The sequence below is a fragment of the Bacteroides sp. GD17 genome, from assembly GCF_038448625.1.
Classification (GTDB): Bacteria; Bacteroidota; Bacteroidia; order Bacteroidales; family Bacteroidaceae; genus Bacteroides.
Genome location: NZ_JBCEZS010000013.1, coordinates 129,444 through 142,086 on the forward strand (window position 1 = coordinate 129,444; position 12,643 = coordinate 142,086).

General features: G+C 49.3%; 11 protein-coding genes and 1 pseudogene. 11 read left to right on the top strand and 1 reads right to left on the bottom strand.

All coding sequences use genetic code 11. From position 1 onward, the window contains the following. Positions 1-84: 84 nt before the first annotated feature. Entirely contained in the window at positions 85-1,914 is a 1,830-nt protein-coding gene (locus AAE250_RS18160; RefSeq protein WP_294603267.1) for a TrkH family potassium uptake protein, read from the top strand. Position 1,915: 1 nt separating this feature from the next. On the opposite strand, the gene AAE250_RS18165 is transcribed toward AAE250_RS18160, so the two are convergent. Next, entirely contained in the window at positions 1,916-2,272 is a 357-nt protein-coding gene (locus AAE250_RS18165; protein ID WP_294603269.1) for a YybH family protein, read from the bottom strand. 322 nt (positions 2,273-2,594) lie between these two features. Here AAE250_RS18165 and AAE250_RS18170 point away from each other — a divergent pair, with 322 nt between their 5' ends. The 10 genes and pseudogenes from AAE250_RS18170 to AAE250_RS18215 form a co-directional block, all read left to right on the top strand. Beyond that, the gene (locus tag AAE250_RS18170; protein WP_294603271.1) at positions 2,595-3,281 is read left to right on the top strand and encodes a potassium channel family protein; all 687 of its coding nucleotides are present in this window, start codon (positions 2,595-2,597) and stop codon (positions 3,279-3,281) included. Between the two features lie 552 nt (positions 3,282-3,833). Next, entirely contained in the window at positions 3,834-4,457 is a 624-nt protein-coding gene (locus AAE250_RS18175) for an HU family DNA-binding protein (protein WP_294603274.1), read from the top strand. After that, on the top strand, positions 4,454-6,208 hold the full coding sequence (locus AAE250_RS18180) for a helix-turn-helix domain-containing protein (RefSeq protein ID WP_446715770.1): 1,755 nt from the start codon (positions 4,454-4,456) through the stop codon (positions 6,206-6,208). Before AAE250_RS18175 ends, AAE250_RS18180 begins: the two co-directional genes overlap by 4 nt. Before the next feature lie 417 nt (positions 6,209-6,625). Beyond that, positions 6,626-7,759 (top strand): FimB/Mfa2 family fimbrial subunit, encoded by a 1,134-nt coding sequence (locus tag AAE250_RS18185; protein ID WP_294602371.1) that lies wholly within the window; start codon positions 6,626-6,628, stop codon positions 7,757-7,759. Positions 7,760-7,771: 12 nt separating this feature from the next. Continuing rightward, positions 7,772-8,722 carry a fimbrillin family protein gene (locus AAE250_RS18190; protein WP_342289238.1) on the top strand — a complete coding sequence of 317 codons (951 nt, stop codon included), beginning with the start codon at positions 7,772-7,774 and terminating at the stop codon, positions 8,720-8,722. Between the two features lie 37 nt (positions 8,723-8,759). Then, positions 8,760-9,671 carry a fimbrillin family protein gene (locus tag AAE250_RS18195; RefSeq protein WP_294602368.1) on the top strand — a complete coding sequence of 304 codons (912 nt, stop codon included), beginning with the start codon at positions 8,760-8,762 and terminating at the stop codon, positions 9,669-9,671. A gap of 47 nt (positions 9,672-9,718) precedes the next feature. Next, positions 9,719-10,654, top strand: coding sequence for a fimbrillin family protein (locus tag AAE250_RS18200; RefSeq protein ID WP_294602367.1), 936 nt, complete (start codon positions 9,719-9,721; stop codon positions 10,652-10,654). 41 nt (positions 10,655-10,695) lie between these two features. After that, positions 10,696-11,670, top strand: a complete 975-nt coding sequence (locus tag AAE250_RS18205) for a fimbrillin family protein (RefSeq protein ID WP_294602366.1) — start codon at positions 10,696-10,698, stop codon at positions 11,668-11,670. Positions 11,671-11,992: 322 nt separating this feature from the next. After that, on the top strand, positions 11,993-12,145 hold the full coding sequence (locus AAE250_RS18210) for a hypothetical protein (RefSeq protein ID WP_294602364.1): 153 nt from the start codon (positions 11,993-11,995) through the stop codon (positions 12,143-12,145). 42 nt (positions 12,146-12,187) lie between these two features. After that, positions 12,188-12,574, top strand: a pseudogene (locus AAE250_RS18215) (GNAT family N-acetyltransferase); the annotation flags it as partial. Positions 12,575-12,643 lie beyond the last annotated feature (69 nt).

The following is a 12,643-nucleotide window of genomic DNA, read 5'->3' on the forward strand; positions in this document are numbered from 1 at the left end:
TTAAACCATTTTCTTTTTCCTTTTGTTTTTTGTATATGAAGGCAGATTTGTCTAAGTTTGCCGCGTCTTATTAATAGATGTCTTATGAAGATTTATCATAAATTTCTTCTGTACCAAAACAAATGGATCCACCCTTACGTGCGGATAATCGTGGGAGCAATGACTTCCATCACTTATCTGGCTTCCATCCTGCTGATTGCAGGGGTGGTCTATGAACACGGATTTACAATTTCGGCTGCCGAGGCGCACCAGTTGCAACGTTTGTATCATGGCGTATGGATTGTTTTCATGGCAGACGTCACCCTGCGCATTTTGTTGGAATATAAGGATACCCGGCGCACGTTCAGCAAGCTGACGTGGATATTGACCGTCCTGCTTTATCTCACGCTTATCCCGGTCATTTTTCACCGGCCGGAGGAGGAGGGTGCCATCCTGCAATTCTGGGAGTTCCTGAACGGCAAGCTCTATCACCTTGCCTTATTGCTGGTATTCTCTCTCCTGAGCCTTTCCAACGGGCTGGTGCGGCTGTTGGGGCGGCGTACCAATCCTTCGCTTATCCTGGCCGGCAGTTTCTTGATAATCATACTTATAGGTACGGGGTTGCTGATGCTTCCCCGTTGCACGGTAGCCGGCATTTCGTGGGTCGATTCATTGTTTATCTCCACCAGTGCGGTGTGCGTCACGGGGTTGACTTCGGTGGATGTGGCTTCTACTTTTACAACGACGGGTTTTGTGGTGATTATCCTGCTGATTCAGATTGGCGGCCTCGGGGTGATGACGTTGACGAGCTTCTTTGCAATGTTCTTCATGGGTAATACGTCGCTCTACAATCAGCTGGTGGTGCGCGATATGGTCAGTTCCAACTCGTTGAACTCGCTGCTTTCCACGCTGGTCTATATTCTTGGCTTTACGCTGGTGATTGAAGGAGTCGGGACGCTGGCCATCTGGGGGAATATACACGGTACGATGGGGATGAGCCTTCAGGAAGAACTGGCTTTTTCGGGATTCCATGCCATTTCGGCATTCTGCAATGCCGGGTTCTCTACGTTGCCGGGCAACCTGGGCAATCCGTTGATGATGACGGGGCATAATCCGTTCTATGTCTATATCTCTCTGCTGATTATCCTGGGTGGTATCGGCTTCCCTATATTGGTGAATTTCAAGGATATCATTCTCTATCACTTGGGGCGTTTGTGGAAGTTCGTGCGTACATGGCACTGGGACGGACGCCGTTTTTATCATTTGTACAATTTGAATACAAAGATTGTGCTGATCGTCACGTTCCTCCTTCTGCTGCTGGGCACGGTGGGCATTGCTGCTTTTGAGTGGAACGGCGCTTTTGCGGGCATGTCGGTGGCCGATAAGTGGACGCAGGCGTTTTTCAATGCTTCGTGTCCCCGTACGGCGGGTTTTACCAGTGTAGACCTGGCGGGACTGGGGGTACAGACATTGCTGATTTATCTCTTCCTGATGTGGGTGGGAGGTGGCTCGCAGTCTACGGCGGGTGGTGTCAAAGTCAATGCCTTTGCGGTGGTGGTGCTGAATCTGGTGGCTGTGTTGCGGGGCACGGAGCGGGTAGAGGTTTTCGGGCGTGAACTGTCGCACGATTCCATTCGCCGTGCCAATGCTACGGTGGTGATGTCGTTCGGCGTTCTGTTTCTTTTTATTTTTGTCATTAGCATATTGGAACCCAAAGCGTCTCTCATGGCCATTACTTTCGAATGTGTTTCGGCATTGAGCACCGTGGGTTCCAGCCTGAATCTTACACCGCTGCTGGGAGATGACAGCAAACTGCTGGTAGCTCTGCTGATGTTTGTGGGACGCGTGGGATTGATAACTTTGATGCTTGGCGTCATCAAGCAGAAGAAGCATACGAAGTATCAGTATCCGAGCGGGCAGATTATTATTAACTAATTTACTCGATAGGCTTGACTAACGACCAGTGGGTTTGTATTATTCTCCACTGATTGTCGAGGTTGCGTCTGTAAACTTCGGTACAGTTCCACTTTGTTACATTACCGGCTTCGTAGGAGTCCAGATTAAATGTGAGTATTGCTATGTTTTGCGTGACCTGGACGATGGGACGTATCATTTCGAAACTGTCTGCGGGAGCAGTGTTACTCATGTTTTCATAATGTGCCCGCAGTTGTTGCAGTCCTTCAATTTTCTTTTCAAGAGAAGGGTCGAAATAAACGACATCGGTGTCCGAGAGTTCAACAAATGCCATTCCGTCGGTAGCGGCTAAGGCTTTTTGCTCTAAAGAAATAATCATCTCTGAGATATCTCTATCAGATGTGTTTTCTTTTATTTCTTTCTGTTCTCTGCAAGCTGATAGCGCCATTCCTAACAAAGCCACTATCCATAAATTGTTTTTCTTCATGTTACTTTTTAAGGGTTGATTATTGTAGGCAAAGTTAGGGGAGTTGACGGGACTGAGTGTAATACAAATAATGGGGAAAATAGTACTTTCTACGGTTTTTTGTAATCTTACATTTGCCGGCTTGCCATACGTTTAAAATAAAACAGTGCGATATTAGAGAAAAGTATTTATCTTTGTTGTTTATACTATAGTGACATACTAATATTAATGAAATATGAAATACATTATTATCGGTTTAGGAAATTATGGGCAGGTGCTTGCCGAAGAACTTTCTGCCTTGGGACATGAAGTGATAGGTGCGGACGAAAATATCGGTCGCGTAGAAAGTTTAAAGGAGAAGATTGCTACGGCTTTTGTTATTAATGCTACGGATGAGCAGGCTTTGTCCGTTCTTCCGCTGAATACGGTAGATGTGGTGATTGTTGCCATCGGTGAGAACTTTGGTGCGTCCATTCGTGTGGTAGCATTGCTGAAACAGAAAAAGGTACAACATATTTATGCGCGTGCTATCGATGCTGTTCATCGCTCTGTGCTCGAAGCCTTTGAGTTGGAACGCATTCTTACTCCTGAAGAAGATGCGGCGCGTGGATTGGTGCAGTTGTTGGAGTTCGGTGCTAATATGGAGACTTTCCGCGTATCTCCGGATTATTATGTTGTTAAATTCACTATTCCGGAAAAGTTTGTAGGCTATTATGCCAATGAATTGAATCTGGACAAGGAATTTGGTTTGAAAATACTTGCTCTGAAGCGTGCCGAAACGATAAAGAATTGCCTCGGCATTTCTTTTACCGAACACAATGTAGTGAATGAGCTTCCTGATAATGACCAAATGCAGGCAGGCGACCAGTTAGTGTGCTACGGACGTTACAAGGATTTCCAAAAATTCTGGAGGGCGCTGTAAATGATAATTTAGCGCAGCAAAGCATCAGCGCATCAATGCCTGAAAGGCTTTTATCTATCAGCCCAGGGCAACGCCCTGGGTTTAAGAACGCCCCTCTCACATTACGCCCTGAAAGGGCATAAGATTGTATAACGGGCTTTTGCCCTTTCAGGGCGCAGAGATACGAGCGCATTATTACCCAGGGCGTTGCCCTGGGCTGATAGATAAAAGCCTTTCAGGCATTGATGCGCAAGTAATCCGAATGGAAACCTTGCTCCAGCGCTACGCTGGTAAATCCCCATTTACCTCATCACCTCCTTCTGCAAATCCTTCTCCCGGTCTTTTCTATTATCAGGGAATAAAATTAGAAATTTTATTGTGAAAACTGTATACTTTTGTGGCAATAGTTAGTATCTTTGTATACTAATAGCTATTTGTTACACTATAAGGAAAAATTCATCCCTCTGCAGGGAAACTTTCATACCACTGCAGTGGTATGAAAGTTTCCCTGCAGAAGAACAAATAATTATTAGCATTTGAAGTCCTTCTTCATCACCTTTAAAAAAAATAAATATGAGCGCTTATTACGATCTTTACGAAACACCGGATATCCGGAACACAGGTGAACGTCAACCCTTGCATGCACGCATTGTTCCCAAGGGTACCATTGACCGGAAAGAATTTATCGACCGTGTCCATCATTTTACCGGCATCAGCCACAGCATGCTCGAGGGAGCCATGACAGCTTTCATGGACGAACTGTGCGATAGCCTTGCCGGTGGCTGGACGGTAGAATTGGGTGAACTGGGCTATTTCACCCCTTCGTTGAGTTGCCGTCCCGTCATGGAGAAGAAAGACCTGCGGTCTGCTTCTGTCTCTTTGCGCGGCTTGAACTTTCGTCTGGGCAAGGAATTCTATCGCAGCTTGAATGAAAAGATACATTTTGAGCGCAGGCCGGTCTCCACTACGGGAGCGCAGGCTGCTGCTCCGACAAAAGAAGAATGCCTGAAACTGTTGCAGGATTATCTTGCTCAATATCCCTGCATCAATCGTGCGCAATACTCCCGACTGACCGGACGCAATTACAAGCAGGCCGTTGCCGAGCTGAATGCGTTTATTGCAGACGGTGTGCTGATGAGGCACGGGATGGGGAAGAGTGTGGTGTATGCCAAGAACACAAATCAATTGGAAAGATGAATAACCTCTACCGCACAATACTTACATGGATGATTACGGCAATCAGCCTGACCGGGACACATGCCCTTGCCGATGACAGCACCTCCCTGCCGGACAGCCTCGTTACCGACGACTGCGTCTACGATTATACCTTCTCCGACTTCGACAAAGCGGAACGCATCATGCAGGAACTGCGCAAGCGGAAGAAGCTGCCGGACTACAAACTCGACATCACCGAAGGCGACCTCTACTTCAATACCGGACAATACTACCGGGCATTGAAATTCTACAAGCGCGCCTTGGAGAGCGATTCCGTGCGGCTGGACGACAACCGCACCATGGAACAGACGCACCGCCTGATCTCCTGCTACGACTGCCTGCACAACGAGGTCAAGAAAGCGCAGTACGTGGACCGGCTGATGAAGAAAGCGGAGCAATGCGATAACAAGGAAATGCAATCTATCGCCATGTTCAACATGGGAAAGATGCTCTATTACCAAGGCAACAAGGAGAGAGGCTACGACTATATGCAGCGTGCCGCCGACCTGATGGAGCAGACGGACTATAAATACAAGTACGACAACCTGCGCTATAACTACAACACCCTGCTCACCTTTCAGGAGCTGGATCGCCGGAGCGAGGAAGCTCTCCGCACGCTCGAAGCCCTGCAAGAGGTGGTGATGGGAGAAACCGGCAGTGAAACCCCGATGGAAGGGCTGAGCGAGAAAGAGAAGAAAGCGATGTACGCCCATTACGCCGTTGTCCTTTTCCGATTGGGGCGCACGCAGGAAGCGGAAGATTATTATAAGAAGTTCCTCTCCACCGCCGCAGACTATACCCGCGACGACTACCTCGTCATGCCCTATCTCTTCGACCGGAAGAGGTACGATGAGGTGATCCGCATGAACTCCGCCCGCGAGAAAACGCTTGCCGCACAGGGTGACACGGTGACCTACCACATGACCACCATCAAGAAATCCCTCGGACGGGCCTACGAGGAAAAAGGCGACTACCGTGCCGCCACACACTATTTCAAGGAGCTTGCCGTGCTGCGCGACAGCATCAAGAACCGGGAACAGGAGAGCGCGGCACTGGAACTGGCAACCCTCTACGAAACGCACGAGAAGGACTTGCAACTGCAAAAGCAGGAAGCCGATGCCTACACGCGCAATATTTGTTTGTGGACTATAGGGTGTATCGCTCTCCTGTTGGGCATCCTCCTGTGGCTTACCGTCCGCCACAACCTGACCATACGGCTTAAAAATTCGGCTATGGTACAGACCATCGAAGATTTACTGGCCTATAAGGAAGAGCTTGAGAGTCTCCGGAAGGAACTGCGGCAGAATGAGGCGACCGCCGGAAAAGTTTCCCTTCCGGAAGTGACGGAAGAACCAATCGTTCCCGTTCCTGCCGAAGAGGTTCTGCCGGAGAAAGAGGTGATAGAAAACCAACGGCTGTATTGGGAACTGGACGCTATCGTCACAGAACAGAAGCTGTTTCTTAAAGATGCAAAGCGCGATGACTTGATAAAACTTATAGGCGTCAACAAAAACCGCTTCGCTAAGATTTTGCAACAAAACACGAACATGCCCCTGCCGAGCTATCTGAACAAAAAGCGGATGGAATATGCCGCCTCATTGCTACAGACTTGTCCGGAATATACCATTGCCACTATCGCAAAACTCTGCGGAATCAGCCTTTCCAACTTCAATAAGATGTTTAAAAGTAAATATGGAATGGCTCCTGCCGAATTCAGGGATAAACAGAAATAGCCTGATTTACAGTGATATTGGACAGGCCGAACTAATGTTTGTGACAGTTTGAGCCAACAAGTGGACAGATTGAGCCAACAAGTCAAAAAAAGAGCATATCATTCTCATTTTCTTTCTCTACCTTTGGAGCACGTAAATAATGAAAAATGGTATGCTCCAATGAAGATAAACAGTATTGATATATTTAACACCTATAGTTTGGAAGTTAGAAATAATTTCCTAACACACACACACACACACACACACACACACACACACACACACACACACACACACACACACACACAAAGCAGACGTCTCTATAATCAAAAAATAGCAAATAAACAAGCCTTCCGGCTTTTTATTTCTTCTATATTATATCCCTTTCTCCTATTTATTTTCACTTGCATCCCGGTACCGGTCTGTGCCGGGATAATCATGAGATCCTATTCTGATTATAAAGCCGGTAGTGCCTTTCCGGTGCTGCCTTCCCTGCTTATAGTGTCTCTGCTGACGATCATACTTCTTACTATCGCCCTCTGTCATTACAAACGCCGCCTGCGCCGCAGCCAGGAATATCTGATACGTTACATCACCGAAAATCTGGAATTGAGGAAGCAAGTCCCCACTTCCCGGCGCCCCTATGCGCTCAATCCTCCCGACATCACTCCCGAAGAATTTACTAAAATAATAGATAATATGCTGAGAAGAATCATGTTTCTCCCGATTGTGCTCATAGCGCTACTGCTGACGGGCTGCTCGAAGGACGACACAAGCAAAACCCCGCATCCCGACCAGGGCGCCGTCGTGGTAAACACCGACTGGGCAGCGCTCTCTCCAGATGCCACCGTACCGGGCAGCTACATCCTGCGCATTGGCGACAAAGAACAGACCGTCAGTGGAGCGACGAATGCTTTCAACGCCTTGTTCCTGCCCGGCGAACAGAACCTGCTGGTCTATAACTCTGCCGAAGGGAGCATCGTCAGCGGAAACGCCGCCACAGTAAACACACTGCCGGACGGCACACTGGAACCGATGCCCGGTTACCTGTTCTCCGCCGCGCAGAAGCTGGAAATAGAAAAGGACGATACACTGAAAGTAACCGTAGCCATGCAGCAACGCATCCGCCGCCTGACGCTGACATTGAAGCTGAAGCCCGGCGACGAGCAGCGCATTGCCTCCACCACCGCCACACTGACGGGCATTGCCTCCTCGATAGACCTGGCCACCGGAACCATTGCAGCAACCCAAGGTAAGACCGTCATCCCTGCCTTTGCCCCCGGAACGGACGACGGGCAGACACGTGCAGCCGGGCAACCGATACTCTCCGCCACCATGCGCCTGCTGGGTGTAATCGCCGGAGAGAAGCAGTTGCTGACATTGGAAATCACCCAGACGGACGGCCATGTGCAGACCCTCACCACCGACCTGACCGAACCCTTGAAAAACTTCGGCAGCGACATGAAACCGCTGGAACTGAATGCCACGCTGGAACTGCCCGCAGAAGCAGGCCTCACAGCCACCATTGGCAACTGGACCGTGATAAACAACGGAAATATTGATATACATTAAAACAACAAAAATATGAAGAAGAAGAACTTCAGCAAGCCGGGCATAGGCCTTGGCATAATGCTTTGCACCTTTGCACTCCTCCCGGCAGGGTGCAGCAACGACAGTGCGCCGGATGATGGAAAAAGTGACGGACGCGTGGCCCTGCAAGTGACGGGCGGCATCAGCGTGCAGACCCGTGCCCACGACAAAACGTGGGATGCCGGCGACCAAATCGGCATCTATATGTTTGCCGCAGGCCAAACCACCCTTGTAGAAGGAGCCGATAATATCCCTTACGAGACGAAGACAGATGCCGGCATCTTCACCCCGGTGGCAACCATCATCTACTTCCCTACAGACGGAAGCAATGTGGACTTCCATGCGTGGTACCCTTACAAAGACGTGGGAGACGGCGAATGGACCGCCGACCTTACCGGCCAAACCTCACAAGCCGTCCTCGATCTGATGACTGCCGATGCTAAAAGTAGCACACAAGCAGGTGCAGCCGTTTACAACAAGGAGAATCCCTCAGTCGTACTAAACTTCCGCCACCGCCTGACCAAGTTGCAGCTGAACATCACCCCCGGCAAGGGCATCACCCCCGACGAGCTGAAAGGCCTGAAGGTGGAAATCACCAAGCAATGGAAAACAGCAATCTACGATCCTGAATTCGATGCAACCGGCTTCACGGAGGAACTCGCCTCCATCTCCCTGCTGACTGCCGCCGACGGCACCTCCGCCGAAGCCATCCTCTTTCCGGACGACCTGACGGGGAAAGCCCTCACCCCGGGCCGGCAACTGGTCTTCACCTTCAGCAGCACCGGCGAGAAGTTCTATTGGGACATCCCCGCCGGCAAGAGTTTCAATGCAGGCGACAAGAACATCTACGACATCACCATCAACCGCAGAACTCTTGATGTCTCCGGTGGCATCAGCGACTGGAACGAGGGCAACGGTGCCGGCGAACCTGGCAGTGCCGAGTAAGAATAACCAAGAATAAATAGATAAAGAAGAATAACTCATGAAGAATTATCTGATTTTGGGCACTGCGGCACTTATGCTTGCCGCATGCAGTACCAATGAGAACGAACCGGGCGACGTGACGGATGGACGCGTGCCGGTAGAATTCCGCGCTTCCGTGGGAGTGACGCAAACCCGTGCCATCGACCAGACCTGGTCGCCAGCCGATGCCATCGGCATCTACATGGTAAGAGCCGGACAAGCCTTCCTGCCGGAGAACATCAGCGAGGAAGCAGAAAACGTCCGCTATGTGGTGGATGGAAGCATCCCCAACGCTTTCGTCCCCGACGGAACCGCTATTTACTACCCGATGGACAACAGCGGCGTTGACTTCTATGCCTACTATCCGCAGGGAACCGTCGGACAGGAAGCATCTACAGCGCATTACCTCTACGCCATCGATGTAGCCACACAGACCGATCAGGAAGCTCTCGACCTGATGTACTCTAACAACGTGAAAGACAGAAAAAAGACGGACAAGACCGTCGCCCTCGACTTCAAGCACCAGCTTTGCAAGGTGATACTGACCGTAGAGCCCGGCGAAGGAGTCGATGCCGGAGACATGAGCGGATTGACGGTAAAGGTGGACAAGCAGCACACCACCGCTACCTTCGACCTCACCGCAGGGGTGCTGAAGGTGGATGCCGCAATCCTTGCCGACATTCCCTTCTGCAAGCAGACGGAGAAATATATCTACGAAGCCATTCTGCTGCCCGATGCCGCTACTAGCCGTATCTTCGAGTTCGACCTGAACAACAGTCACGATGCCCCCTTCACCTGGAAGATGGAGAAAACGCTTGAAGCCGGAAGCAAGTACACTTACACCGTGAAGCTGAACCGCACAGGTGCAGAAGTAAGCGGGGAGATCGGAAAATGGGACGAGAAAGGCGGCACAACGGTGGATGCCAACTAAACGGAGAAGAATTCAAGATAAGATATAACTAATAATTTTTCAGAAATATGAAAGCGAAGCATTTGATGATTATAACCATAGCTGCAATGTTGGCAGCATGCAGCAGCGACGAGACGGATAACACCGGTACGGAGAAGGACAACATAGTCCTTTTCACCGGAAGCATTGAGGGAACCCATACCCGGGCCTACGACCAGACTTGGGAAGATACGGACAAGATTGGCATCTCCGGAACAACCGGCGGCGTGGCCTATACAAACGTCCCCTACAAACGTGACAACGCAACGTTTGTAGTAGATGATGGACAGCAACCTATCTACTATCAGAACGACCAGACGGTGACTTTTACCGCCTACTACCCGTGGAATGAAAGCATGACCGCGGCCACCACCATCACTGCCGATACTTGGGGACAGGTGGATCAGAAGAACTTCGACTTTCTTTATGCTACAGGCACGGGAAGCAAGGGAGTGCCGGTGGACTTCACATTCAAGCATAAGATGGCAAAGCTGGTGCTAATCGTGAAAGCCGGTAACGGTGTGACTTACGAAGAAGTGGCGGCTGCCGTATGCTCTTTGGAGAATTTTCTGCACGAAGGAAATTTTGACCGGACAACCGGAGTAGCCACTGCTACCGGCAGTGTGGGAGTGATGTGGACTTTCGCCAATAACACTTCCGATGTGGCATACAACACTCCGACTGTAACAAAAGATGAATCCAAGGCTTCTGTCGCTTATACCCTGATTCTTTTCCCGCAGGCTTTCTCGTCCAATAATCTAAGTTTTACGGCAGAGACGGGCGGCAACTCGTATTCCACCGAAATAGACTTGGCTCAAGTTACGGGTAACGACAGTAAAAACGAACTGCAAGCCGGCGCGCAGTACAACATCACCATCAACCTGAACAAGACCGGACTGACGGTGGGTACTTCCTCTATCTCCGCATGGGACGAAAAGAACCATGAAATCAATGCCGGCATGTAACCGGACAAATCATTAATAATCACTTATAACAAAGAACGAATATGAAAACTATTAGAAATTACAGCCTACTGGCAAGTGCAATGCTGACACTGGCTTTCACCGCTTGCAGCAATAACGAGATTGAAACCATCCCTTACGACGGACCGGTGGCTGCACAAGTCATTGCAGGTATAGACGGAGCCGTAACCCGTGCAGCAGATGCTTCATGGGAGAACGGTGACGCTATCGGTATCTCTTGCAGCAGTACGAATACCAATTACACCAACATGAAGTATGTCACTGCCCAAGCTAACGGAACCTTCACCCATTATAATGGTGATACTGAAGAAACGAAAAGCGGCATCTTCTTCCAGGGAACGGACCAAGTTACTTTCTCCGCTTATTATCCTTTCACCGGAACAGAAAAGGGCCTGCCGGGAACAGATGGGACAATCTCCGGCAACACCTCCAGTCAATCAACTAATCAGAAGGACATTGATTATCTGTTTGCCGCCGGAGCAAAGACCACCTATGCAAGTCCTACCATCAATTTTAGCAGCGAAGACACTAAATTCAAGCATATGATGGCACGCCTGAAGCTGGTATTGCAAACTTCTGCAGATGCCGGATTTTCAGTCGAGGATGTAAAAAGCGGTACTTATACCTTGGGAGGATTGAAGCATGAGGGTACTTTCAATGTGAAAGACGGTACAGCCGCACCTACAAGTACATGCTCCGTTGTTGACGACTGGTCTGTTTCCACAAACTGCCCATCGCAGGATGCAGGTAACCAACGTATCTTCACCATGATTCTTTATCCGCAGGATGTGAGCGGAGCATTGCCTTTCACTGCCACCATTAGCAATCAGAATTATAAAAATAGTGCTGATATTAAATTCACCAACAATAAGTTGGTAGCCGGCACCTCCTATACCTTCACCATCACGATAAAGAAGACCGGACTGACGGTAAGCGGTTGCACCATTGGTGGATGGACAGATGTTACAGGCGGTAGTGGTGATGCCACCATACAATAATATCAGACAAAAATGAAAAAATTGCCCCTTTCCCCGGACACCAAAGACACTCCCCCCGACGACGACTCCGGCAGCGACGGCGACTAGGGAGAGAACCCGCTGGGATAAAATTCCCCGTTCCATAGACTCAGCCACCGCCGGGCATCAAGCGTAAGCCCGGAGCGAGCCACCCTGCTAAAGGTAGCAACTGCCTCTCTCGCCGGAGGCGGTGGCGCAACGTAAGATGTTGAAAACAAAAGCGTTCTTTGAAAGATTGTGTTGGAGACTAGAGAAAGAAACCGTATCTTTGCATCGTAAACCAAATAGAAAGGAGGAAAGCTGTATGGCAAGGCCTATCAAGGAAACCCTGATACTTTACGGGGAAGATGCCCGAAGATTTCTGGAACGGATGAAGAATCCGCCCAAGGAAACGAAGGAAGAAAGAGAAAGAAGACTGAAAGACTATGAAGCTGCAATGAAAATGTTGAAAGTATAAAGATATGGAGCAGCAGATTAGAGATTATCTTTCGTCAGTGACGTTTCCGCCTATTTCAGTCTTGCAAACGATAAAGTTTCCCTGAATGATTTTGAAAGCAAGACGGAGTTCAACCGCTTTAGGAAACACCGTTTTGTGAACGAGAAGCGGTTGGAAAGCTATCCTGCCGTGAAAATCTGTCGTTTGGGTGTTGACTTGTCTATGAAGGGACAGTATGTGGGAACATTTCTTTTGAATTTCATCAAGAGTTATTTCGTTATCAACAACAAGACCGGTTGCCGTTTCTTGACCGTAGATGCATACGCCGATGCCATTCCCTTTTACTTGAAGAACGGCTTTATTCCCCTGAATGACGAAGATACTGATGCCGATACCCGCCTGCTGTATTTTGATTTGGCAACCATAGCCGAAGATGAATTAGACGATTAAGCCTTTTTAAATTATGGCGGATTTGTAATCCGCCACTCTTCCCTTCAACACTTCCCCTTTCAAACCGGA